The organism is Variovorax palleresanus (assembly GCF_051144945.1).
Taxonomy (GTDB): domain Bacteria; phylum Pseudomonadota; class Gammaproteobacteria; order Burkholderiales; family Burkholderiaceae_C; genus Variovorax; species Variovorax paradoxus_S.
Genome location: NZ_JBJNVP010000002.1, coordinates 1,699,943 through 1,723,747 on the forward strand (window position 1 = coordinate 1,699,943; position 23,805 = coordinate 1,723,747).

Genomic DNA, 23,805 nt, shown 5'->3' on the forward strand with positions numbered 1-23,805 from the left:
ACTCAATGACCCAGCCCACCGGCAACCAACCCCTGCTCGAGGTGACGGACCTCGTTCGCCACTACGCACTGCCGCGCGAAAAACTCTTCGGCCCGCCGCCGACCGTGAAGGCGCTCAACGGCGTCAGCTTCAAGGTTGCGGCCGGCCGCAGCCTGGGCATCGTCGGCGAATCGGGCTCGGGCAAGTCGACCATCGCTCGCCTGGTGATGGCGCTCGACACCCCCACGTCGGGCAGCGTGCGCATGCTGGGCCGCGACCTGCACCAGCTGCCCCGCAGCGAACTCCGGGTGGCGCGGCGCGATTTCCAGATGGTGTTCCAGGACCCTTACGGCTCGCTCGATCCGCGCCAGACCGTGGCGCGCATCGTGGCCGAGCCGCTCGAGGCGCTGGCCGAAACCAGCCGCGCCGTGCAGCGCGAGCGCGCCTCGGAAGCCCTGGCCGCGGTGGGCCTGCGCACCACCGACATGGACAAATACCCGCACGAGTTCTCCGGCGGGCAGCGCCAACGGATTGCAATTGCGCGCGCGCTCATCACGCGCCCCAAGCTCATCGTGGCCGACGAACCCGTCAGCGCGCTCGACGTGTCCGTGCAAGCGCAGGTGCTCAACCTCATGCAGGACCTGCAGCAGCAGTTCGGCATCAGCTACCTGCTCATCAGCCATGACCTCGCGGTGGTGAACCACCTGTGCGACGAAGTGTGCGTGGTGTGGAAGGGCAAGATCGTCGAACAGGGCCCGCCCGGCGAGCTGTTCCGCAATGCGCAGCATCCGTACACGCGCACGCTGCTCGACGCGGTGCCGCGCACACCCACCGGCGGCACGCTGCTGGCGGCCTGAGTCCTCCCGGCAGGCCCATGGCCTGACCTGACATCGAAGCTTCGCGAGGCGGCTCTAGGATGAGTGGGTCATAAGCATCTGGTTGCGCGGCCGCCCTTGTCTCGCGGAAGATGCCTGCCCCCTGTTCCGAGGACATTGCTTCATGCTCAAACGACGCACCCTGCTCGCCACCGGCGCCGCAGCCCTGGCTCCCCTCGCGCTGCCGACGGCCGCATTCGCAGAGAGAAAAAAGGACGCGCTGGTGCTGGCGCTCACGCTGGAGCCCACAGGCCTCGACCCCACGGCCAAGGCCGGTGCCGAGATCGCGGAAGTGGTGCTCTACAACGTCTTCGAAACGCTCACCAAGATCGACTCCGACGGCAACGTGGCGCCGCTCCTTGCCGAGAGCTGGGAAATCTCGCCCGACCTGAAAACCTACACCTTCAAGCTCAGGCGCGGCATCAGGTTCCAGAACGGCGAGCCCTTCAATGCCAACACCGTGAAGTTCTCGTTCGACCGCGCCGCCGCGGCCAACAGCACCAACAAGGACAAGCGCACTTTCACCAACATCGGCGCGCAAGTGGTCGACGAGCACACCGTGGTGCTGATCAACAAGGAAATCGAACCCGAGCTGCTCTTCCTGCTGGGCCAGGCCTCGGCCATCATGGTCGAGCCCAGGAGCGTCGACACCAACGCCACCAAGCCGGTCGGCACCGGCCCCTACAAGCTCGACAACTGGGCCAAGGGCTCGGCCATCGTGCTCGCCAAGTGGGACGGCTGGCGCAACGCCGACGCAGTGCGCATCCGCAAGGCGAGCTTCCGCTTCATATCCGAACCCGCTGCGCAGACCACGGCGCTGCTCTCGGGCGACGTCGACCTGTTTCCGCACGCCTCGGTCTCGCGCAGCCTGCCGCAGTTCCAGAACGACAAGCGCTTTCAGGTGGTGTTCAACGCCTCGCGCGGCAAGACCATCCTTGCCATCAACAACAGGCGCAAGCCGCTCGACGACGTGCGCGTGCGCCGCGCCATTGCCGCCGCGATCGACCGCAAGGCCGTGATCGAGGCCGCGGTGGACGGCCGCGGCGTAGCCATCGGGAGCCACTACGTGCCGGGCGCGCCGGGCTACGTCGACACCACGGGCATCAACCCCTACAACGTCGAGAGGGCGAAGCAGTTGCTGGCCGAGGCGGGCGTGAAGACGCCGCTCGAACTCGACTTCGTGCTGCCGCCGCCGCCCTATGCGCGGCAAGGCGGCGAGCTCATTGCCGCTCAGCTGGCCAAGGTGGGCATCGTCGCCAAGATCCAGAACGTCGAGTGGGCGCAATGGATCAGCGGCACATACGGCAACAAGAACTACGATCTCTCGCTGATCCTGCACGTCGAACCTTTCGACCTCGTGAACTACACCAAGCCCGAGTACTACTGGGGCTACCAGTCGGCCAGGTTCAACGAGCTGTTCGACAAGGCGCGCAACAGCGCACGCACCGCTGATCGGCTGCGCTACCTCGGCGATGCGCAGCGGCTCCTGGCCGAAGATGCGGCCAATGTCTTCCTGTTCCAGCCGCAGTTCATCACGGTGGCGGCACGCAACCTGCGCGGGCTCTGGAAAGACACCCCGATCTTCGTCAACGACATTGCCGCCCTCTCCTGGAGCTGAGACGGCATCCGGGAACGTCCCGAGGAAAAACCGCCTCCGCGGCCCAGCGCCAAGGCGCCCGCTGCGAGAGAATGACTTTGCTGCGCGCGTGGCATCTTTCGTGCTGCGTGTCCTTCCTTCGTGCCGCGGCGCCTCCATTCGGGGCGCGGTGCACATGGAAGCAGTCATCTCGCACTCACCGACTTTCCGGAGATCACAACGTATGTTGAACCGTCGCACCCTCCTTACCACCGCCGGCGCCACTGTTGCGCTGGCCTCTCCCATTGCCGGCATGGCGCAGGGACGGAAGGACGCCATCGTGATCGGCATGGCGCTCGAGCCGCCGGGGCTCGATCCGACCGCCGGTGCCGCGGCCGCCATTGCCGAGGTCGTGCACTACAACATCCTCGAAACGCTCACCAAGATCAACGCCGACGGCAACGTGACGCCGCTCCTGGCCGAGAGCTGGGAAGTCTCGCCCGACCTGAAGACCTACACCTTCAAGCTCAAGCGCGGCGTCAAGTTCCAGAACGGCGAACCGTTCAACGCCAACACCGTGAAATTCGCGTTCGACCGCGCCGGCAGCGAGAAGAGCACCAACAAGGACAAGCGCACTTTCGCGAACCTGAGCACGCAGGTGGTCGACGACTACACCGTGGTGATCATCAACAAGGAGATCGACCCCGACCTGCCCTTTGTGCTGGGCCAGGCCACCGCGGTCATCGTCGAGCCCAAGAGCGCCGACACCAACGCCACCAAGCCGACCGGCACCGGCCCCTACAAGTTCGACAGCTGGGCCAAGGGCTCTTCGCTCACGCTGAGCAAGTGGGACGGCTTCCGCAGCCCCGGCACTGCGAAGATCAACAAGGTCACGTTCCGCTTCATTGCCGACGCCGCCGCGCAGGCCGCGTCGCTGCTTGCCGGCGACGTCGACGTGTTCACGCGCATCGGCACGCGCGTGGTGCCGCAGTTCAAGAACAACCCGCAGTTCCAGACCATCCTGGCCGGCTCGCGCGCCAAGACCATCCTGTCGATCAACAACAAGAAGAAGCCGCTGGACGACGTGCGCGTGCGCCGCGCCATCCTCGCGGCCGTCGACCGCAAGGCGGTGATCGAAGGCGCGGCCGACGGCTTCGGCGTGCCCATCGGCAGCCACTACGTGCCGGGCGCCGCCGGCTATGTCGACACCACGGGCATCAACCCCTTCGACATCGAGAAAGCCAAGAAGCTGCTCGCCGAAGCCGGCGTGAAGACGCCGCTCGAACTCACCATGACCCTGCCGCCGCCACCCTATGCGCGCCAGGGCGGCGAGGTGATCGTGGCCCAGCTGGCCAAGATCGGCATCACGGTGAAGGTGCAGAACGTCGAATGGGCGCAGTGGCTCAGCGGCACCTACGGCAACAAGGACTACGACCTGTCGATCATTTCGCACGTCGAGCCCTTCGACCTGGGCAACTACGCCAAGCCCGACTACTACTGGGGCTACCAGTCGAAGGCCTTCAACACGCTGTTCGACAAGATCAAGGCCACGGGCAACGCCGCCGAGCGCAACAAGCTGCTCGGCGAGGCGCAGAAGATGCTGGCCACCGACGCGGCCAACGGCTTCCTCTACCAGCCGCAGTTCCCGACCATCGCGAAGAAGAACGTGAAGGGCATCTGGAAGGAGAACCCGATCTTCGTGAACGACCTCTCGGCCCTGTCGTGGGGATGAGCGCCGAAGTGTCTTCTTCGCTCATCGACCTCTCCGCCCAGGAACTCTCCACCGCCTATCGCGACAAGCGCCTGTCGCCGGTCGAAGTCACGCAGGCCGTCATCGCTCACATCGAGCGCTGGGAGCCGCAGCTGCAGGCCACCTGGCTCTTCAGGCCCGAAGCCGCGCTCGAGCAGGCGCGCGCCTCGGAAGCGCGCTGGCAACGCGGCGAAGCGCTCGGCCCGCTCGACGGCGTGCCGGCCACCATCAAGGAAAACATTGCCACCCGTGGCGACCCAATGCCGGCTGGCACTGCGGCCGTCGATTTGAAGCCGGCAGCCGCCGACGCGCCGCCTGCCGCGCGCCTGAAGGAAGCCGGCGCGGTGATCGTTAGCAAGACCACCATGCCTGACTACGGCATGCTGTCTTCGGGGCTCTCGAGTTTTCACAAGCTGGCGCGCAATCCGTGGGATCTCCGCAAGACGCCGGGCGGCTCGAGCGCCGGAGCCGGTGCGGCGGCTGCCGCGGGCTATGGCCCGCTGCACATCGGCACCGACATCGGCGGTTCGCTGCGCCTGCCCGCGAGCTGGTGCGGCATCTTCACGCTCAAGCCGAGCCTGGGGCGCATCCCGATCGATCCGCCTTACATGGGCCGCGCCGCAGGGCCAATGACCCGCAGCGTCGGCGATGCCGCGCTGATGATGCAGGTGCTCTCCAAGCCGGACGCACGCGACAGCATGAGCCTGCCGCCGCAAGACATCGATTGGGCCGGCTTCGATGTGTCGCCCGACCATTTGCGGGGGCTGCGCATCGGCCTGCTGCTGGATGCAGGATGCGGCCTCGCGGTCGAGCCCGAAATCCAGGCCGCAGTCGAGCATGCGGCCCGTCTTTTCGAAAAAGCCGGCGCAATCGTCGAAACCATGCAGCCGTTCATGTCGCAAGCCATGCTCGACGGCATGGACCACCTGTGGCGCATGCGCTCGCTGGTGGACATGAAGGCGCTGCGCGCCGACCAGCGCGCCAAGGTGCTGCCCTACATCCGCGAATGGGCCGAGAGCGCGGCCGAGTTCAGCGGCGAGCACGTGTTCCGCAGCTTCAGCCAGTTCCACGCAACGCGCGTGGCGGCGGTGCAGGCGTGTGCGCGCTTCGACTACGTGATCTCGCCGGTCTCGCCCAACATGCCCGCGGCCGCCGAAGCGCCTTCGCCGACGAATGACCCATTGCGGCCGCTGGAGCACATCGGTTTCACGGTGCCGTTCAACATGTCGGAGCAACCGGCTTCGTCGGTGAACTGCGGGTACTCGGCGGACGGATTGCCGATCGGGCTGCAGATTGCGGGCCACCGTTTCGACGACCTCGGCGTGCTGCGCGTGTCGCGTGCGTTCGAGCAGATCCGGGAGCCGCAGCGGCCCTGGCCGGTAGTGCCTCGAGGCTGAGATTCATCCAGGTCGCGATCCCGCCGACGGGGTACCTTTCTCCGCGAATGTCCCCCGGCCTACGGCCTCCTCCTTTATTTCGCTGCGCAAGGCACCCCATCGACGTGCTCGTTGTTCAGAGCGGTGGTTGATCGGCGGTTCACTGGCAGCGTGCCCCAGTGCACAGGGCGCCGGGTGCTCCCCGCAGCGAAATAAAGGAGGAGCCGAAGGCGGGGGACATTCGCGGAGGGGAGTACCCGGTGGCCTTTGCACACGCCCCGAACAACAGCCCCAAACAAAATCACTCAAGTCGCAGCGTAGCGCCCCGGCTTGTGGTTGATCCACAGAAAAAGCCCCATCACCACCGCGGCCAGCACCGACCAGCCCACGCGCTGCGGCGGAATCACGAACAGCGCGAGCAACACCACCGTGCAGTCGATGCCGATCTGCACCTTGCCGGCAGGCCAGCCGCGTTTCTCTTGCAGGTACAGCGTCAGCACCGTCGCGCCGCCCAGGCTCGCGCGATGGCGGGCAAGAAACAGGCAGCCGGTGCCCAGCAACAGGCCGCCGAGCACGGCCGCGAAGGCCGGGTGCAGCGATTCGATCGAGATGTAGCGCGGCGCCCAATCGGTCATCACCGACAGCAGCGCGATGGCCGAGAAGGTCTTGACCGTGAAGGCCCGGCCCATGTGGCGCCATGCGAACCAGTAGAACGGCAGGTTCACCAGGAAGAACAGCTTTCCGAAGCTCACGCCGGTGGCGTAGTGCAAGAGGAATGCGACGCCGGCCGTGCCGCCCGTGAGCAAACCTGCCTGGCCGAACAGCATCATGGCGATGGCGACGAACAACGTGCCCGAAAAAATGGCCTGTGCGTCGTCGAAACCGGAGTGGCGCAGCAGATCCGGTGGGGTTGTGGGTTGTGGCGCGTCCATGGCGAGCTTGACGCAAATCCCGCGCCACCCCGAAACGTCACACCAGATGGGTCGCCAGCATCTCCCGAGCCCGCGTCACGAATTCCGTCTCGCCCCTGCGGCCGGGCAGCAACTGGAACGCGACCCGGGGCAACGCCGGCAGCCCATGCGGCACCGCCAGCCGCGCCACGCCGTCGCATGTTGCCGATTCGTTCAGGCAGGCGACCCCCAGCCCCGCACCCAATGCAGATTGCAAGCCTGCCACCCCCGAAGCCACGTGTGCCAGCACATACGGCACCCGCCTCCGCCGCAACAGCGCCACCGTGAACTGATGCAGCGAGCATGTGTCCGGCAAGGCCAGCAGCCGAACCGGCTCGCCCCGCGCCAGCCGCATGCCCGTCGCGCCGAGCCACACCAGCGATTCGCGCCGGATCACCGACGAGGCCTTCGCGCCCTGCTCCGACGCCGAAGAAGAAGCCCCGGCGATATTCATTGCCAGCCCCACGTCGAAGTCTCCGCGTGCGTACGCAGCCCGGAGCGCGTCGCTCTTCAGGATGCTCACGTTCAACCGCACCTGCGGATAGCTTTCGCCGAGGCGCCCCAGCAGCCGCGTGAGATCGCCGGGACGAAAGTAGTCGGTCACCGCAAGCCGAAGCTCGCCCTGCAAGGTCTCGCCATGCAGATCGCGAAACGCCTCGTCGCTGAGCGCGAGGATGCGGCGCGCATAGGCCAGGAGCCGCGTGCCCGCCTCGGTCGGCGCCACGCCGGCCTTGCTGCGGGTGAGCAGGGACTGCCCTGCCCGTTCCTCTAGCTTGCGTATCTGCTCGCTGACCGACGACTGCGAAAGAAACACGCGCGGCGCGGCCGCCGTGAGGCTGCCGGCATCGATCACCGCGGCCAGGGTGCGGAGCTGTTCCAGGTCGAAGGTCTGCATGCCTATCCATCTGTTTTTCCGATGTTCAACATCATATATTCCCGCTTTTCCGATGGATATGGCGTCTCCACAATACCCCCATCGTTCACTCATTCATGGAGTTCCAGATGCCGCATATCGTTGTCCACCTCTCGGGCGAGCCCGATGCCCAGCTCACGCGCAAGACCGTCGACGTGGTCGCCGAGCTGACCCAGAGTGCACTCGGCAAGCAGTTGCCGGTGATCGCCATCACGGTGCAGTACATCGCCGCCGACGCATGGTTCATCGGCGGGCGGTCGCTGGCCTCGCTCGGCAAGTCGGCGTTCCACCTCGACATCAGCGTCACGGACGAGACCAACACCAAGGCGGAAAAGGCGCGCTACCTGCGCGAAGTGAATGCCGCCATGGCGCGGCTGCGGCCCAACCTGCACGAGGTGTCGTACATCCACGTGATCGATGCGCGCGGCGCGGCCTACGGCTATGGCGGCAAGACGCAGGAATACCGCCACCAGCAAGCAGGCGTTTGAAGCCCGCGGCGGGGCGTGGCACCATGGCGCCATGCCCCCCGCAACCCTGCATGCCGACAGCTTCGGCAACCCCCTCACGCTCGACGACGCCGCCAGCCTGCCGCTCGTCGACGACTTCGTCATGGGCTTCGTCTCGACCGAAGCGCGTGCGGTCAACCTGCTTGCACTGGCCGACCGCGACGCGAGCCCCATCGTGCAGGCCTATTGCGCAACGCTGCACCTTTTTGCCGAATCGCGCGAGGCCGCGGCCAACGCACGGCCCTTCCTCGACAAGGCGCGCGCAGGAATGGCGCGCGCCACGCAGCGCGAGCAGCGCTACGTTGCGGCCATCGAGGCCTGGGCTCAGGGCGACATCGCCAAGGCCATCGCCCTGCACGCGGAGCAGGCGCGGGAGCATCCGCGCGACCTCGTCTCGGTGAAGCTCGGGCAGTACCACTGCTTCAATGCCGGCGACTGCCCCGGCATGCTGCGCCTGGCGCTCGCTGCGCTACCGGCCGCGTCCGACGTGCCCTACGTGCACGGGATGGCCGCCTTCGGCTACGAGCAGTGCCACCTGATGCGCGACGCCGAGGCCAGCGCCCGCCGCGCCATCGGCATGTGCCGCAAGGAACCCTGGGCGCATCACGCGCTGGCGCATGTGATGCTCACCGAAGGCCGGCTCTCCGAAGGGCTGGCGTTCATGCAGGGCGTGAGCGACAGCTGGACCGGGCTCAATTCGTTCATGGTCACGCACAACTGGTGGCACGTGGCGCTGTTCCTCATCGAGCTGGGTCGCGATGCCGAAGCCCTCGCGGTGTACGACCGCGAGGTGTGGGGCGTGGTGAAGGACTACTCGCAGGACCAGATCGGCGCCGTCTCGCTGCTCGCGCGCTTCGAACTCGCGGGCATCGACGTCGGTGCGCGATGGGACGACGTCAGCGGCTACCTTGTGCAGCGCACCGCCGACCACGTGCTGCCCTTTCTCGACCTGCAGTACCTGTACGGCCTAGCCCGCGCGGGCCGCCCCGAGGCCGATGCGCTGCTGCGCAACATCCAAGCCCATGCGCCACGCGCGCCGCTCTCCGCGCGCGCCGCCTGGGAGCACGTGTGCGTGCCGGCCGCGCGCGGTCTCGTTGCGCATGCGCGCGGCGATTTCGCTTCCGCCATCGAAGGGCTGGGCATGGCCTTGCCGCGGCTGCTCGAGATTGGCGGCAGCCACGCGCAGCGCGACCTGTTCGAGCAGGTGTACCTGGACGCCCTCGTGCGCGCCGGCAGCCAGGCCACGCTCACGGGTGCACAAGGCATCCTGCAGCAGCAGCGCAACGGCCAGCCCGAGTCGTTGCGCCTGCGCCGGCAGGCCAGTGCCGTCTATGCGCGGCTCGGGCTCGAACAACTGGCATCGCGGCTCTGAGGGGCCGGGTGGAGGCCATGCCTTCCGGTCATGGGGCGTATCGCAAAAGGAATTAACGGTGCGCGGGAGTGGCTCCTAAACTGCCCGACTCACATCGCTCCGGATCGCTCGCCCCATGCAGAAATCAGTTGTCGTGCTCGCCGCGCTCGCGGCCCTGGCGGGTCTTTCATCCGCCGCCGATGCCCCGGTCGAACTCGACCTGCTGCTGCGCGGCGGCACCGTCTACACGGGCGACTCCAACGAACCCATCGTGGGCGACGTCGGCATCCTGGGTGACCGAATCGTCTTCGCGGGTCCGAAGGCGCCGGCGCAATTCAGCGCACGGCGGACCATCGATGCCGCGGGCATGGTCGTGGCGCCGGGCTTCGTCGACGCGCACACCCACGCCGATGCCGACCTGCATTCCACCGATCCGCAGAAGCGCCTGAACATTCCCTTTCTCACCCAGGGCGTGACCACCGCCGTCATCGGCAACGACGGCTTTGGCGGCTTCGACATCGCGGCGCAGACGAAGCGGTTGCGTTCGGCGCCGGTGGGCACCAACGTGGCCATGTACGTGGGCTTCGGCCCGGTGCGCATCAGCCAGCTCGGCGAAGCCAATCGCGCGCCCACGCCCGAGCAGCTCGACGCGATGCGCCAGCATGTGAGCCGGGCCATGTGCGACGGTGCGCTGGGCCTATCGACCGGTCTTTTCTATCCGCCGCAGAATTTCTCGAAGACCGAGGAGGTCATCGAGCTCGCGAAGGTCGCGGCCCGGCACGGCGGGCTCTACGACAGCCACATCCGCGACGAGTCGATGTACAACATCGGACTGAAAGGCGCCATCGAGGAAGTGATCCGCATCGGCCGCGAAGCCCGCCTGCCGGTGCACGTGGCGCACATCAAGGCGCTGGGTGTGGACGTGCAGGGCCAGAGCGGCGACATCATCCGCCGCATCGAGAAGGAGCGTGCCGCCGGGCTCGACATCACGGCCGACCACTATCCGTGGACGGCTTCGAGCACGCGCTTCTCGGCCGCGCTGGTGCCGCCATGGGCCGTCGACGGCGGCCGAGAGGCCATGCTCAAGCGCTTCGACGATGCGGCGGTGCAGGAGCGCCTGCGAACCGGCATGCGGGAGAACCTGCGCCTGCGCGGCGGTCCCGAGACGATCCTGTTTTCGGCCGGCAGCACCAAGTATGTCGGCAAGACGCTGACCGACGTGGCCAAGGCCTCGAACGCCGATCCGGTGGATGCCGCCATTGCCGTGCTGCGCGACGGCGACCTGATGATCGCCTCGTTCAACCAGAGCGACGACGACGTGCGCGCGTTCATGAAGCGGCCATGGGTCATGACCTCGTCCGACTCTTCGCTGGGCCATCCGCGCGCCTACGGCACCTTCGCGCGCAAGTACGACCAGTACGTGGTGAAGGAACACGCCATCTCGCTGGGGCAATTCATCCGCAGCAGTTCATCGCTGACGGCCGACACGCTGGGGCTGAAGCAGCGCGGGCACCTGCGGCCGGGCTACTACGCCGATGTGGTCGTGTTCGACCCCGCGCGCTATGCCGCCCGGGCCACGTACACGCAGCCTGCGCTGCTGTCCGAGGGCGTGGTCACGGTGCTGGTGAACGGCCGGCTCGCAGTGGATGGCGGCAAGCCCACCGGCATTGGCGCGGGGCAAGCGCTGCTGCGCACGCCGAAGGCCGGCAGCTGCACCTGAGGAGGCGCGCACTTTTTCGGCTTCAGCGGCTCAGTTCTTCTCGAGATGCCGCCGCTGGTCGTAGGTCGGCTGCGGCGGCAGGTCGGCAAGATGCCGCGTGTCGGCCCAGTCGACGATCTCGATCGCATCGGGCATGGCCGGGTCGGCGATGCGGATGCGGTTGAAGCCCGCATTGGGAATGTCGCTCTGGCGCGGCCCGCTGAGGCTGAGCCCGCGCGCGGTGCGCCACACCATGTCGAGCACGCCGCCATGGGTGACCACGATCAAGTGCTGCCCGCGATGCGTGGCGGCCAGGGTTCCAAGCGCGGCGACGATGCGCGCATGGAACTCGCGCGCCGATTCGCCCTCGGGCATGGCGTGGTCCTCGCGAAACTCCAGCCATTGCTCCCAGGCGCGCGGATGCAGCGCCTGGATCTCGTCGGCCCGCATGCCTTCGACAATGCCGAAATATTGCTCGCGCAAACCCGCCGAGGTGACCACCGGCAGCGACAGCTGCAACGCTGCGGGCGCGGCGGTCTGCTGCGCCCGCATGAGGTCGCTGCTGATGATGTGTTGCGCCGTTTCGCTCGCCAGCCGCAGGCCGAGGCGGCGCGCCTGCTCATGCCCCATGTCGTTGAGCGGCACGTCCGCATGCCCCTGGAAGCGCAGTTCGCGGTTCCAGGCGGTTTCGCCGTGGCGGATCAGGATGAGCTCGGTCGTGGAATCGGGGTTGGGCGTGGGCATGGAACGCCCATTCTCTACTGCGTGCGTGACGCACAGGCCCTCGATGGCCCCATCTGTTGCATGGCCGCCACCTGCAGCGGGGGCGGTGGGGAAAGCATGTCTGCCGGGCGCCCCAAAAACCCCTCGCCGAGAGACCCATGCCGCTGCGCCAGATCGCTCGATCACGCAGAATGGGCCCATGCCGAACCTTGTCCTGCTGCCCGGCCTCGCCTGCGACGAGCGCCTGTGGGAAGCGCAGCTTCCCGTCCTCCCCCCCGCGTTCGAAGCCCGTGTGAGCGATGCCCACACGCGGCACGACACCATCGAGGCCATGGCCGCGGCCGTGCTGCGCGAACACCCCGGTCCGCTCGTGCTCTGCGGCGCGTCGATGGGCGGCATGATCGCGATGGAAGCCGCGCGGCAAGCGCCCGAGCGCATCGCCGGGCTCGCGCTGCTGGGCACCAATCCGCGGCCCGAGGCGCCCGAAATGTACGAACTGCGCGAAGGCGCGATCGAATTGTTCGAGCAAGGCGATCTGCGCGAGGTGATCGAACCGAACATCGTCTTCGCTTTTCATCCCGCGCAGGCCGCCGACGAGGTGCTGGTGCAGCGCTATCTCGACATCGTGCTGGAAGCCGGCGCACAGCAGCTGATCCGGCAGAACCGCGCGGTGATGCGGCGCCCCGATGCGCGCGCCCACCTGCGCTCGCTGCGCGCGCCGGTGCTGCTGGTCTGCGGCGATACCGACCGGCTGGCGCCGCCCGACTGCACGCGCGAAATCGCGGCGCTGGTGCCGCACGCCGAAGTGGTGTGGGTGGCCCAATGCGGCCACATGCTGACCATGGAGAAGCCCGCGTTCGTCAACGCGGCGCTGCTCTCCTGGCTGGCTCAGTGGAACTGACCGCCGGTTTCGGCAATGTCTTTTTCAACGGCCAGCGCGGTGGCGACCGCAACGCGCAGCGCCTCGACCATGGCGGCCAGCGGCATGCTCGGCACACCCGGAAAACGCGCCGCCTGCTCGGGCAGGTAGGGAATATGGATGAAGCCGCCGCGCTGCCCCGCTACGGGGTGCGTTGCCATGCGGTGCATGAGTCCGTAGAAGATGTGGTTGCAGACGAAGGTGCCCGCGGTGTTCGACACGGACGCGGGCACACCGGCCGCGCGCAGATCGCGAACCATGGCCTTGATCGGCAGTGTCGAGAAATACGCCGCCGGCGCACCGGGCATCACGGGCACGTCGATGGGCTGCCGGCCCGCGTTGTCGGCAATGCGGCCGTCGTCGATGTTGATGGCCACCCGCTCCGGCGTGATCTCGGCGCGGCCGCCAGCTTGGCCGATGCACAGCACCAGCTCGGGCCGCAGCTCATCCATCGCGCTCGCCAGCGCCTCGATCGACTGGCCGAAGGCGCAGGGCATCTGGCGCGCATGCACGGTGGCGCGGCCGCACTTCCAGCCGTCGAGGGCGCGCACGGTTTCCCATGAAGGATTGAGGGCTTCGCCGTCGAACGGATCGAATCCGGTCAGCAGGACCTTGGTTCGCTGCGCCACGGTGGAACGGCGCGCTCAGGCCACCGCGCGAACCGCGATGCCTTCTTGCTGCAGGCGGTCGCGGATGCGGCGCGCAAAAGCCAGCGCATGCGCGCCGTCGCCATGCAGGCACACGGTCTGGGCATTGAGGGGTACGGTGCTGCCGTCGATGGCCGTGACCTTGCGGTCGCGCACCATCGAGAGCGTCTGGGCGAGCGACTGTTCTTCGTCTTCGATCAGCGCGCCGGGCTGGCTGCGCGGCACCAGGCTGCCGTCGGGCATGTAGCCACGGTCGGCAAACACCTCTTCGACAGGCGTGAGGCCGGCGCGGCGCGCGGCGTCGATCATGCCGCTGCCCGCGAGGCCGAAAAACTTGAGCGAGGGATCGAAGCGCCGCACCGCCTCGCACAGCGCGTCGGCGAGTTCAGGCTCCTTCACGGCCTGGTTGTAGAGCTGGCCGTGCGCCTTCACGTGCGTGAGCTTGCCGCCCTCGGCCTTGACGATCGCGGCCAGTGCGCCGACCTGGTAGAGCACGTTGGCGACGATCTCGTCGGGCGGCAGGTGCATGGTGCTGCGGCCAAAGTTTTCGCGGTCGGGAAAGCTCGGGTGGGCGCCGATGGCCACGCCGTGCTCGATGGCCCAGCGCACGCATTGCCGCATGGTCTTGGCGTCGCCCGCATGCCAGCCGCACGCAATGTTGGCCGAGCTCACGAGGCCGAGCAGCGCTTCGTCGCTGCCGGCGCCTTCGCCGAGATCGGCATTCAGGTCGATTTGCATAAAGCTTTTTTCCTTCTTCGAGGCGGGCCCGCGCCTCCACGCGCACAGTCTATGCCGGTCCGCTCCAGCCCGCAGCCGCGAGCCCTTGCGCCACTTGCGCGAGATAGCGCTGCTGCTCGGCCCACGCCTCCAGCGCCGCGGCCATGTCGACCTGCACCAGCCGCAACCGGCCGTCGAGCGGCGCCTGCGCGAGCTTCCACAGGTCGGCGCGAATCACCACGCCGATGCGCGGATAGCCGCCGGTGGTCTGCGCGTCGCCCATGAGGATGATCGGCTGCCCCGAAGGGGGTACCTGGATGGTGCCGGGGATGACGCCCGACGAGAGCATGTCGGCACTGCGCTTGCGCTTGAGTTCGGCGCCCGCGAGCCGGCTTCCCATGCGGTTGCTCTGCGCGGTGATGCGCCAGCGTTCGCTCCAGAGTTGCGTGTGCGAGGCTGCGGCGAACTGATCGAACTCAGGGCCCGGCAGCACGCGCAGGGCGATGGCCCCATCGCTTTCGTCGGGACCCCAGTCCGGTCCGCGCAGGCCGAACGGACGCCGGCCGAGCCGGGCCGCATCGAGCGCCGTGGCGCCCAGCGCCAGCCGGTCGCCCTTGCGCAGCGCGCGCCCCTGGTGGCCGCCGAAGCCCGCCTTCAGGTCGGTGCTGCGCGAGCCGAGCACCGGCGGCACGTCGATGCCGCCCGCCACCGCGAGCCAGCTGCGCAACCCGGCTTTCTTCACGTCGGCCGCATTGGCGCCCGCGAGCTTCAGCGTCTGGCCTGCCGCCACCGGCACGCTCCAGCAGGGCCAGAGCGGCGCGCCGTCCAGCCGGGCGCCGAAGCCGTCTCCCACCAGCGCGATGCGGGTGGCGGTTTCGAAGCGGATCTCGCAACCGCCCATGGTGATCTCGAGACCCGCCGCCGCGTCGGCGTTGCCGACCAGCCGGTTCGCCAGCGTGAGCGCCAGCACGTCGAGCGCGCCGCCCGGACAGATGCCCAACTGGCGATGTCCGTGCCGCCCCAGGTCTTGCACCGAGGCCAGCATGCCGGGCTTCTGGACCAGCATCATGTGGTCTGGACGCTTTCGACGACGAAGCGCACGCGGTCGCCCGGGCGCAGCAGGGTGGGCGGCTCGGCCGAGGGATTGAAGAGTTCGAGCGAAGTGCGGCCGATCAGCTGCCAGCCGCCCGGCGACACCAGCGGATAGATGCCGGTCTGCTCGCCGCCGATGCCGACCGAGCGTGCCGGCACCGCGGTGCGCGGCTCGGACCGGCGCGGCGTGGCCAGCTCGGGCGGCAGTCCGCCCATGAAAGCGAAGCCGGGCAGGAACCCGAGCAGGTAGACCACGTAGTCGGCCTCGCTGTGGCGCCGCACCACTTCGGCCTGCGTGAGCCCGGTGTGAGCCGCGACGTCGGCAAGATCGGGACCATGCTCGCCGCCGTACGCCACCGGAATCTCCACCCTCCGGCCCTCGATGGCGGTGGCCGACAGCCGCGGCCAGGCCTCGTTCACGCGCGCCATCAGCGCATCGATATCGATCGCGGTCGGATCGAAAGTCAGCGTGAGATTGTTCATGCCCGGCAGCACCTCGCCCACGCCAGGCCACCGCTGCACCTCCGCGCCCAGCGCCCAGATCCGTTGCTGTTGCGGCAGCGTGGCCGGCGGCGGCAGCTCGCACAGCAGCGCCGCGTCGCCCAGCGGATGCAGGCGAGGCAAAGGAGGTCGGCTATTCACGACCGAGGCTGCGCACCTTGGCTGCTAGCTGCTTCTCCACATCGGGCGAAACGAACTTGTGGACCTCACCGCCGAGCATGGCGATTTCGCGCACGAAGGTGCTCGAGATGAACTGGTACTTGTCGCTGGGCGTCAGGAACACGGTCTCCACGTCGGGCATCAGCGAGCGGTTCATGCCCGCGAGCTGAAACTCGTAGTCGAAGTCGGTCACCGCGCGCAGGCCGCGCACCATCGCCTTGCCGCCGCGCACCACGACGAAATCGCGCAGCAAGCCCGAAAAGCTCTCGACCGTGACCTGGTCGCTGTACGGCTTCACGGCCTCGCGCGCCATCTCCATGCGCTCCTGCAGGGAGAACAGCGCCTTCTTGTGATGGCCCGCCGCAACCGCGACGATGACCTTCGAGAAAAGCTGGGTTGCACGCCGCACCACGTCCTCGTGGCCGAGGGTGATGGGATCGAAAGTGCCGGGATAAACCGCGATCACGTTGCTGGCCATGGTTGCTTCTTCCTCATGCAGCCGGTGCGGCTTGTCCGGCGGATTATGCAGTCCCGTTTGCAGCCTGCCGCAGCAGGTGCGCATGTACCGCCCCCGCCTTTAAGTAACGAAAACCAACAAGGCCGGCGGCGGCAAGCTCTTCGTCGTTCCAGCGGCGCGGTGCTTCCAGGTAAACGGCGCCCCCGGCTTTCACGGCCCGTGCCGCCGCCCTCAGAGCAGGTTCGTAGAGGGCGACATTGTCGAAAGGCGGGTCGAGAAACACGGCATCCAGGCTGCCGGCGGCTGTGCGTTCAAGCGCGGTGAGCCCGTTGCCCCGCTCGATGCGAACGGCTTCGGCCGAGAGCTTGGTCTTGGCGGCCTGGAGCTGCGCCACCAGCGCGGCATCCTGCTCGCACAGCAGCACGCTCGCGGCGCCGCGCGAAGCCGCCTCCAGCCCGAGCGCCCCCGTCCCGGCGAAGGCATCGACGCATTGCCAGCCCGGCAGCTCGCCGCCCCCTGCGCCAGCCATGCTCGCGAGCCAGTTGAACAGCGTTTCCCGCACGCGATCGGGCGTCGGGCGCAGGCCCGGCTTGTCGGCCACGGGCAGGCGGCTGCGCTTCCATTGGCCGCCGATGATGCGCACCTCGCGCGGCAGCGTTTTCGAACGCGCTGGCGAGGGCGATGGAGTCGGGGTGGAGCGCTGGGTGGCTGCGGCTTTCTTCTGAGGCATGGGGCGAGCTTAACGCCGCCGCACGGGCCCCTATGCGCCCAGAAAAGCGCGCCGCGCCAGCAGCGCGGCCAGCACCAGCATCGTGCCGCCGATCAACGCATCGAGCATCTGCCAGGCGCGCGGACGCGCGAACACCGGCGCCAGCCATCGCGCCCCAAAGCCCAGCGCCGAGAACCACAGCGCGCTTGCCACTGCCGAGCCCGCGACGAACCAGGCCTTGAGCGAGCCGCCGTACTGGGCGCCGGTGCTGCCCACGAGCAGCACGGTGTCCAGGTAGACATGCGGGTTCAGCAAGGTGAAGCCCGCCGCCTGCGCCAGCACGGCGGTTCGCGAGAGCGATGCGCCCTGGGCCGCGGCCTGCAATGCGCCGGGCTGCCGCGAACGCCACAGCGCGCGCAGGCCGTACGCGCCCAGGAACAACGCGCCGAGGCCGGCCAGTGCGGTGGCGAATACCGGCCGCCCGTTCAGCGCCTGCGCCATCCCGGCCACGCCCGCCGCAATCAGCACCGCATCGCTGGCGGCGCAGAACAGCACCACCGCGCTCACATGCTCGCGCCGCAGGCCCTGGCGCAGCACGTAGGCGTTTTGCGCGCCGATGGCGACGATGAGAACCAGGCTCATGAAGAGCCCGTTGATGAATGCGGTGGTGATCTGTTCGTAAGCCATGGCGCAAGCTTGCCGCCGCGAGCCGGTTAATTCAAACTAAACTTCCTAAGCCATATTCAGTTTTTCTAATCTAGCGAGGAGCCATGCTCGACTACGCCGCCCTGAACGCATTGGCCGCCGTGGTGCGCGAAGGCAGCTTCGAGCGCGCGGCCCGCGCGCTGAACGTCACGCCGTCGGCCGTCTCGCAACGCGTGAAGCTGCTCGAAGAGCGCACCGGCGGCGCGCTGCTGGTGCGCGGCCAGCCCTGCGTGGCCACCGAAGCCGGGCAGCAGCTGTGCCGCCACATCGAGCGCGTGGGCATGCTGGAGCACGAGTTGCGCGACGCCCTGCCCTCTCTTGGCATGGGCGGCGGGAGCGGCAGCGCGGGCGAGCGGGTCACGGTGCGCGTGGCGGTGAACGCCGACAGCCTCGCCACCTGGTTCATGGCGGCCGCTGCGGCCTTTGCACAGCAGGAAGAATCGGCCCTGCTCGACCTGACCGTGGACGACCAGGACCACACCGCCGAGCGCCTGCGAAGCGGCGCGGTGCTGGCCGCCGTCACCGCGCTGGCGCAGCCGGTGGCGGGCTGCAACAGCGAAGCGCTGGGCACCATGCCCTACGTGGCCGCCGCAAGCCCGGAGTTCGTTCACCGCCATTTCGACAAGGGCGTGGGTGCGCGCACCCTGGCCGGCGCGCCCAGCCTGGTGTTCGACCGCAAGGACCGGCTGCAGGCGCGCTGGGTGCGGCGCATCTGCCATCGCAGCATCGAGACGCCGCGGCACTGGCTGCCATCGGCGCATGGCTTCGTCGAAGCGGCGCGCGCCGGCATGGGCTGGGGCATGCTCCCCGTGAGCCTGGCGGCCGATGCGCTGCGCACGGGCGCGCTGGTGGAACTGGTGTCCGGTTCGGGGCTGCAGGTGCCGCTCTACTGGCAGCAGGCACGCGCAGCGCCGCGGCTGCTCGAACGGCTCAAGGCGGCGGTGCGCGCAGCCGCCTCGAGCGGAGCGCACGCGCTGCGCTGAACACGCCGCCTGCTGCCTATTGCTTGCCGCCCACCACCACCGTCACCATGCGGTCGGGCTGCAGCTTGCGCGCAAAAGCGGCGCGAACTTCGGCCGCCGTAACCGCGTTCATGCGCGCGGTCCAGGTGTCGAGATAGTCCAGCGGCAGGTCGTACCACGCAATATTGGCCACGTTGCCGATGAGCTTGCGGTTGCTGTCCAGCAAGAGCGGAAAGCCGCCAATCAGGTTGTCCTTCGCGGCCTTGAGCTCTTCGGTGGTCGGACCTTCGGCCACGAACTTCGCGACCACGTCGCGCGAAACCTTGACGGCCTCCTCGGCCTGGTCGGGCCGCGTCTGGAAACCGACGCGGAACGCACCGGCATCCAGCCCCGGCGCAAAGCCGCTGTAGACGCTGTAGGCCAGGCCGCGCTTCTCTCTCACTTCATTGGTCAACCGCGAGACGAAGCCACCGCCGCCCAGCACGTAGTTGCCGAGCGTGAGCGCGAAGTGATCCGGGTCCTTGCGCGGGTAGCCCGGCTGGCCGATGAAGACATGGGCCTGGGCCGAGGCGAACGGAATGCGCTCGTCCTTCGGGGCAGCGAGTGCGGTGACCGGTGCGATGGCAGGCAGCGGCGTGCAGGCCTCGGGTCCGGGCAGCCGCGAGAGCAGCGCGGTGGCCATGGCTTCCGCCTCGGCGCGGGTCACGGCGCCCACGATGCTGAGCTTGGCGCGGCACGGCACGATGAGCTGCTGGTAGCGCTGCCGCATGGCCGCGGTGTCGATCCGCGCGAGCGTGGCTTCGGTGACTTGCTGCCCGTAGGGGTGGATGCCGTAGACGCCCTGCGCGAAGGCGCGGCCCGCGATGGTCGCCGGCTTGGTGTTGGCTTCCTTCAGCGAGGCATTGATGCGCTCGCGCTCGCGCTGCCAGATGTCGTCGGGGAAGGCCGGCTCGCCGATCTCGCGCGAAGCCAGCGCTACCACCTTGGCCCGCAGCGCGGGGTCGGACAGCGTGCGCAGCGAGTAGCTCGCGCGATCGGTGCCGGCGCTGGCATTGAACTCCGCGCCCAGGTCGGCCCAGGCTTCGCCCAGCGCGTTCTCGTCGAGTGCCGGCTCGCCGTTCTTGCCGGCGCGCACGCCCTTCTCGACCATGGTCGCGGTCGCGCTGGCAAGGCCCGCTTGCGCCGCCGGATCGCGCCTGCTGCCGGCGTCGAAATCGATCTGCACGTCGACGATGGGCAGCGCCTGGGTCGACACCAGGTAGATCTTGGCGCCGCTCGCAAGCGTCCAGTGCTCGATGGGCAGCGCGGCTTGCGCGGCGTTGGAACCCGCCACGGCGGCAACGGCAGCGAACAGCGCGGAACGCAGGATTTTTTTCATTGGGGTCATTGGAATCCGGCGCCCTTCAGCGCAGTTCGCCCTGGGGCGCTGCAAAACCGCGGCCGCGGGGTTTGGATTCGAGCGGCAGGGGGCGCAGGGTGGCCACGGTGAGCTGGTCGTCTCCAAAGTACTTGGCGGCCACGGCCTGCACCTGGGATGGTGTCACGGCCTGCAGCTTCGCGATGATGCGCGCGCTGGTGTCCAGCGGCAGCCCCTGCACCCAATTGCTGCCGAGTTCGCGGGCCTGCGCCATCACCGAATCGCGCTTGTAGGTTTCGCTCGCCACCCATTGCGTCTTGACGCGCGCGAGTTCGGCTTCGCCCACGCCTTCCTTGGCAACGCGCGCCACCTGGGCCCGCAGCGCGGCCTCGACCGCTTCGGCGCTCTTGCCGTTCGCCGGCACGCCCACGAGCGTGAACAGCTGCGGCCCGCGGCCGGCCAGGCCCGAATAGGCGCTGACGGAGTCGGCCACGCGGTCGGGGCCCTGGGTCAGCGCGCGATCGAGCCGCGCGCCGGTGTAGCCGTCGAGCACGGCGGAGAGCACTTCGAGCGCCCACACGTCGCTGTCGGCGGCGTCGATGCTCTCCAGCTGCGGAATGCGGAACGCGAGCGACACGTAGGCCTGCTCGGCCGGCGCCTTGAACTCGATGCGGCGGATGCCGCGCTGTGCGGGCTCGGTGCGCGGCTTGCGCGCGGGCACGGCGCGCGCGGGAATGCCGCCGTAATACTTCTCGGCCAGCGCACGCACCCTGGCCACGTCGACGTCACCCACCACCACCACGGCGGCATTGGCGGGCACGTACCAGCGGCGGAAGAAGGCGCGGGCGTCGTCCGGCGTCATGGCGTCCAGATCGCTCATCCAGCCGACCACGGGGCGGTGGTAGGGCGAGGCCGTGAAGACGGCCGCATTCTGCTGTTCGCCGAGCAATGCGCGCGGCTGGTCTTCGGTGCGCAAGCGGCGTTCTTCCTTGACCACTTCGATCTCGCGCTTGAACTCGTCGTCGGACCACTGGTTGTTGGCGAAGCGGTCCGATTCGAGCTTCATGACCTGCTCGAGGCTGGCGACCGGAATCTGCTGGTAGTAGCCGGTGTAGTCGCGCGTGGTGAAGGCGTTTTCCTGCCCGCCCAGGGCCGCCACGCGACGCGAGAACTCGCCAGGCTTGATGTCCTTGGTGCCCTTGAACATCATGTGCTCGAGCACATGCGCCACGCCCGAGGTGCCATCGACCTCGTCGACCGAGCCCACGCGAACCCACAACATCTGCACCGCCGTGGGGGCGCGCCTGTCGGGCAGCACCAGCAGCGTCATGCCGTTGGCGAGGGTGAACTGCTGGGGAGCGGGTGCCGTGGCGGCGAGGGATGAAGCGGCGGGAGCCGGTGTGGGCTGGGCCTGCGCAGGCATGGTCCACGGCGCCGAAAACGCCATCGCCAGCACCGCACCGAACGCAGCACGGCGTGGCGAGGGGTGTTTCATAGAATGGGTCGGATTGTAAAAAGCTCCCGATGTTCAGTTTCTTCAAGAAAAAACCGCCTGCCGCATCACCGGCCGCGCCGGCGCCCTCCCCGGCCGCCGAGCCGGCACCAGCCCCCGAGCCTGCGGCCGCGCCCGCGCGCTCGGTGTTCTCGCCGTCGAGTTGGTTCGGCTCGAAACCCGCCGTGGAGGAAGCGCCGCCTCCGCCCGCCGCGCCGGCACCACCACCTCCAGTGGCGCCTCCGCCGCCACCACCCCCCGTAGCCGCTCCCGCTGCGCCGATCCTCGCGCCCACGCCCACGCCCACGCCCACGCCCACGCCCACGCCCACGCCAGCGCCTGCGCCTGCACCTGCACTCGCCGAACCGGACGAGCCCCTCCCCGCCCTCATCACCGAGGCAGCCATGGCGGCCGAGCGCAAGGGCTGGTTCGACAAGCTCAAGACGGGCCTGCGCAAGACCGGCACCGGCATCCAGGCGGTGTTCGTCAACGCGCAGATCGACGACGCGCTGTACGAGGAGCTCGAATCCGCCCTGCTGATGGCCGACGCCGGCGTCAAGGCCACCGAATACCTGCTTGACGACCTGCGCGGCCGCGTCAAGCGCCAGATGGCGACCGACGCGGCGCAAGTGAAGCGGCTGCTGGCCGACGCGATCACCGACCTGCTCAAGCCGCTCGAGAAGCCGCTGGTGATCGGCCAGTTCACGCCGACGGTGATCATGGTGGCCGGCGTCAACGGCGCGGGCAAGACCACCTCCATCGGCAAGCTCACCAAGCACCTGGCCAACGAGGGCGCCTCGGTGCTGCTGGCGGCGGCCGACACCTTCCGGGCGGCGGCGCGCGAGCAGCTGCTGGTCTGGGCCGACCGCAACACGGTCGAGATCGTGAGCCAGGAAGGCGGCGACCCCTCCGCCGTGAGCTTCGACGCCGTGACGGCCGGCAAGGCGCGCGGCAAGGACGTGGTGCTGGTCGACACCGCGGGCAGGCTGCCCACGCAGCTGCACCTGATGGACGAGCTCAAGAAGATCAAGCGCGTCGTCACCAAGGCCGACGCCACGGCCCCGCACGAAGTGCTGCTGGTGATCGACGGCAACACCGGGCAGAACGCCCTGACGCAAGTCAGGGCCTTCGACGAGACGCTGGGCCTCACCGGCCTGGTTGTGACCAAGCTCGACGGCACGGCCAAGGGCGGCGTGCTCTGCGCCATTGCGCGCGAGCGGCCGGTTCCGGTCTACTTCATCGGCGTGGGCGAGAAGCTGGAAGACCTCGAGACCTTCAACGCACGCGAATTTGCGCAGGCGCTGCTGGGCTGAAGTGCAGCCAGCAGCGCCCACCGCCGCTTAGAAGCCGCTTAGAACCCAAACAGCGAGCGGGTATCGCAGAGAAAACCGCTGCAGTTGGCCGGCCGGACGTAGAGCGTCCTGATCTGGCCGCTCGGCAGCATGTAGTCGCCCACCAGCGCATTGCCCTTGGCGCCCTCGGCATTCGCTTGGGCGATGTAGTCCGCGCTGTTGGCCGCGGACTGCAGGTTCTGGTAGCTGAACGTGGCCGATTGCGACAGGTCTTTCTCGTAGAGCAGCTTCGTGCCGTCCGAGAAGACGTAGCCCGTCTTGAACCGGAAGCCCCGGGCGCCCTGGGCCTCGAACTGGGCCAGAAAATCAGCGTCGCTGCCGGGCTGGCCCAGCGCTTCATAGCCGTAGGTCGCGCTGCCTTGCGTGTCCTTCTGGTAGACCAGCACCGTGGTCCCGCCGACCATGTAGGCGCCGCCGACACTGTAGTAGCCGTTGCCGCCCTGGGCGTTGGTCTGCGACAGATAGCCGGTGCTGTCGGCAGGTGCCGCCAGCACGGCATAGGTGTAGGTCGATGCGGAGCCGTTGTCCTTGCGATAGAACGTGCGGCTCTGGCCGCCGACCACGTACGGCCCGCCCCACTTGAAGCCTCTGGCGCCCTGCGCGTTGAGCTGCGCCTCGAGGTCAGCCACGGAACTGGCCACGGGCAGCAGCTCGAAGGAATAGGTGGTCTCGGCGTCCTTCACATAGGCTTCGACGACCTCCACGCTGGTGGGGCCGGTGGTGAAGGCAAGGCCGCTGAAGAAGCGGAAGGCCCTTGCGCCCTGCGCATTGAGCCGATCGAGAAACGCCGGAGCATCTGCGGCGGGCTGCAAGGCCTCGTATATGAAGGTACGCGTAGCCGGGGCCGGGGCCGGAGCCGGGGCTGGAGCTGGGGCCGGAGCGGGCGATGGTGCAGGGGCGGGCGCGGGTGCTGGCGCAGGAGCCGGTACCACCGGCAAGCCGGCGAAACCACCGCCACCACTACTGCCTCCTCCACCGCAGGCCGCCAAAGTCGCGGCGAGCGCCGATATCCAAATTTTTGCTTGCATGAAATCTCTC

Annotated in this window: 23 protein-coding genes; 10 read left to right on the top strand and 13 right to left on the bottom strand. The window is 68.4% G+C overall.

Annotation, left to right across the window (positions count from 1 at the left end):
- Positions 1-5 precede the first annotated feature (5 nt).
- The 4 genes from ACJ7Z0_RS11800 to ACJ7Z0_RS11815 all read left to right on the top strand — a co-directional run bounded on the left by ACJ7Z0_RS11800 (position 6) and on the right by ACJ7Z0_RS11815 (position 5,577).
- Positions 6-836: an ATP-binding cassette domain-containing protein gene (locus ACJ7Z0_RS11800; protein ID WP_434789994.1), complete on the top strand. Its 831-nt coding sequence runs from the start codon at positions 6-8 to the stop codon at positions 834-836.
- 142 nt (positions 837-978) lie between these two features.
- The gene (locus ACJ7Z0_RS11805) at positions 979-2,472 is read left to right on the top strand and encodes an ABC transporter substrate-binding protein (protein ID WP_434789995.1); all 1,494 of its coding nucleotides are present in this window, start codon (positions 979-981) and stop codon (positions 2,470-2,472) included.
- 202 nt (positions 2,473-2,674) lie between these two features.
- Positions 2,675-4,162 (top strand): ABC transporter substrate-binding protein, encoded by a 1,488-nt coding sequence (locus ACJ7Z0_RS11810; protein WP_434789996.1) that lies wholly within the window; start codon positions 2,675-2,677, stop codon positions 4,160-4,162.
- Positions 4,159-5,577 (top strand): amidase, encoded by a 1,419-nt coding sequence (locus ACJ7Z0_RS11815; protein ID WP_434789997.1) that lies wholly within the window; start codon positions 4,159-4,161, stop codon positions 5,575-5,577. The genes ACJ7Z0_RS11810 and ACJ7Z0_RS11815 overlap by 4 nt, the downstream gene beginning before the upstream one ends.
- Positions 5,578-5,861: 284 nt before the next feature.
- On the opposite strand, the gene ACJ7Z0_RS11820 is transcribed toward ACJ7Z0_RS11815, so the two are convergent.
- Positions 5,862-6,488 (bottom strand): YitT family protein, encoded by a 627-nt coding sequence (locus ACJ7Z0_RS11820; RefSeq protein ID WP_434789998.1) that lies wholly within the window; start codon positions 6,486-6,488, stop codon positions 5,862-5,864.
- Positions 6,489-6,525: 37 nt separating this feature from the next.
- Positions 6,526-7,401: a LysR family transcriptional regulator gene (locus ACJ7Z0_RS11825; protein ID WP_434789999.1), complete on the bottom strand. Its 876-nt coding sequence runs from the start codon at positions 7,399-7,401 to the stop codon at positions 6,526-6,528.
- A gap of 107 nt (positions 7,402-7,508) precedes the next feature.
- Here ACJ7Z0_RS11825 and ACJ7Z0_RS11830 point away from each other — a divergent pair, with 107 nt between their 5' ends.
- The 3 genes from ACJ7Z0_RS11830 to ACJ7Z0_RS11840 all read left to right on the top strand — a co-directional run bounded on the left by ACJ7Z0_RS11830 (position 7,509) and on the right by ACJ7Z0_RS11840 (position 10,996).
- A complete protein-coding gene (locus tag ACJ7Z0_RS11830; protein WP_434790000.1) occupies positions 7,509-7,907 on the top strand; it encodes a tautomerase family protein in 399 nt (132 codons plus the stop codon).
- Positions 7,908-7,938: 31 nt separating this feature from the next.
- A complete protein-coding gene (locus tag ACJ7Z0_RS11835; protein ID WP_434790001.1) occupies positions 7,939-9,297 on the top strand; it encodes a tetratricopeptide repeat protein in 1,359 nt (452 codons plus the stop codon).
- A gap of 115 nt (positions 9,298-9,412) precedes the next feature.
- On the top strand, positions 9,413-10,996 hold the full coding sequence (locus ACJ7Z0_RS11840; RefSeq protein WP_434790002.1) for an N-acyl-D-amino-acid deacylase family protein: 1,584 nt from the start codon (positions 9,413-9,415) through the stop codon (positions 10,994-10,996).
- Positions 10,997-11,026: 30 nt separating this feature from the next.
- Here ACJ7Z0_RS11840 and ACJ7Z0_RS11845 read toward each other — a convergent pair whose 3' ends face one another.
- The gene (locus ACJ7Z0_RS11845; RefSeq protein WP_434790003.1) at positions 11,027-11,719 is read right to left on the bottom strand and encodes a histidine phosphatase family protein; all 693 of its coding nucleotides are present in this window, start codon (positions 11,717-11,719) and stop codon (positions 11,027-11,029) included.
- A 178-nt stretch (positions 11,720-11,897) separates the two neighbouring features.
- Between ACJ7Z0_RS11845 and ACJ7Z0_RS11850 the strand changes: the two genes are divergently transcribed.
- Positions 11,898-12,599 (top strand): alpha/beta fold hydrolase, encoded by a 702-nt coding sequence (locus ACJ7Z0_RS11850; RefSeq protein WP_434790004.1) that lies wholly within the window; start codon positions 11,898-11,900, stop codon positions 12,597-12,599.
- Here ACJ7Z0_RS11850 and pcp read toward each other — a convergent pair.
- From pcp to ACJ7Z0_RS11885, 7 genes are read right to left on the bottom strand one after another with little or no spacing between them, the layout of a single operon-like run.
- Entirely contained in the window at positions 12,587-13,246 is a 660-nt protein-coding gene (gene pcp / locus ACJ7Z0_RS11855) for a pyroglutamyl-peptidase I (protein WP_434790005.1), read from the bottom strand. The two genes, ACJ7Z0_RS11850 and pcp, sit on opposite strands and share 13 nt — an antisense overlap.
- A 15-nt stretch (positions 13,247-13,261) precedes the next feature.
- Positions 13,262-14,002: a 5-oxoprolinase subunit PxpA gene (pxpA, locus tag ACJ7Z0_RS11860; RefSeq protein ID WP_431127947.1), complete on the bottom strand. Its 741-nt coding sequence runs from the start codon at positions 14,000-14,002 to the stop codon at positions 13,262-13,264.
- A 49-nt stretch (positions 14,003-14,051) separates the two neighbouring features.
- Positions 14,052-15,050 (bottom strand): 5-oxoprolinase subunit C family protein, encoded by a 999-nt coding sequence (locus ACJ7Z0_RS11865; RefSeq protein ID WP_434790006.1) that lies wholly within the window; start codon positions 15,048-15,050, stop codon positions 14,052-14,054.
- A complete protein-coding gene (pxpB, locus tag ACJ7Z0_RS11870; protein WP_434792654.1) occupies positions 15,047-15,697 on the bottom strand; it encodes a 5-oxoprolinase subunit PxpB in 651 nt (216 codons plus the stop codon). The genes ACJ7Z0_RS11865 and pxpB overlap by 4 nt, the downstream gene beginning before the upstream one ends.
- A 10-nt stretch (positions 15,698-15,707) precedes the next feature.
- Complete coding sequence (gene coaD, locus ACJ7Z0_RS11875) at positions 15,708-16,211, bottom strand: pantetheine-phosphate adenylyltransferase (protein WP_431127940.1); 504 nt, start codon at positions 16,209-16,211, stop codon at positions 15,708-15,710.
- A 43-nt stretch (positions 16,212-16,254) separates the two neighbouring features.
- Positions 16,255-16,920 carry an RsmD family RNA methyltransferase gene (locus ACJ7Z0_RS11880; protein ID WP_434790007.1) on the bottom strand — a complete coding sequence of 222 codons (666 nt, stop codon included), beginning with the start codon at positions 16,918-16,920 and terminating at the stop codon, positions 16,255-16,257.
- 30 nt (positions 16,921-16,950) lie between these two features.
- Positions 16,951-17,586 carry a LysE/ArgO family amino acid transporter gene (locus ACJ7Z0_RS11885; protein WP_431127934.1) on the bottom strand — a complete coding sequence of 212 codons (636 nt, stop codon included), beginning with the start codon at positions 17,584-17,586 and terminating at the stop codon, positions 16,951-16,953.
- An 83-nt stretch (positions 17,587-17,669) separates the two neighbouring features.
- On the opposite strand from ACJ7Z0_RS11885, the gene ACJ7Z0_RS11890 reads away from it, so the two are divergent.
- Positions 17,670-18,587 carry a LysR family transcriptional regulator ArgP gene (locus tag ACJ7Z0_RS11890; protein WP_434790008.1) on the top strand — a complete coding sequence of 306 codons (918 nt, stop codon included), beginning with the start codon at positions 17,670-17,672 and terminating at the stop codon, positions 18,585-18,587.
- Positions 18,588-18,603: 16 nt separating this feature from the next.
- Here ACJ7Z0_RS11890 and ACJ7Z0_RS11895 read toward each other — a convergent pair whose 3' ends face one another.
- Positions 18,604-19,953: a M16 family metallopeptidase gene (locus ACJ7Z0_RS11895; protein ID WP_434790009.1), complete on the bottom strand. Its 1,350-nt coding sequence runs from the start codon at positions 19,951-19,953 to the stop codon at positions 18,604-18,606.
- Between the two features lie 16 nt (positions 19,954-19,969).
- Positions 19,970-21,418, bottom strand: coding sequence for a M16 family metallopeptidase (locus tag ACJ7Z0_RS11900; protein ID WP_434790010.1), 1,449 nt, complete (start codon positions 21,416-21,418; stop codon positions 19,970-19,972).
- A 29-nt stretch (positions 21,419-21,447) separates the two neighbouring features.
- Here ACJ7Z0_RS11900 and ftsY point away from each other — a divergent pair, with 29 nt between their 5' ends.
- Entirely contained in the window at positions 21,448-22,728 is a 1,281-nt protein-coding gene (ftsY, locus tag ACJ7Z0_RS11905) for a signal recognition particle-docking protein FtsY (RefSeq protein WP_434790011.1), read from the top strand.
- Positions 22,729-22,766: 38 nt separating this feature from the next.
- Here the strand turns inward: ftsY and ACJ7Z0_RS11910 are convergent, their stop codons facing one another.
- Positions 22,767-23,579, bottom strand: a complete 813-nt coding sequence (locus ACJ7Z0_RS11910) for a hypothetical protein (RefSeq protein ID WP_434790012.1) — start codon at positions 23,577-23,579, stop codon at positions 22,767-22,769.
- Between the last annotated feature and the right edge of the window lie 226 nt (positions 23,580-23,805).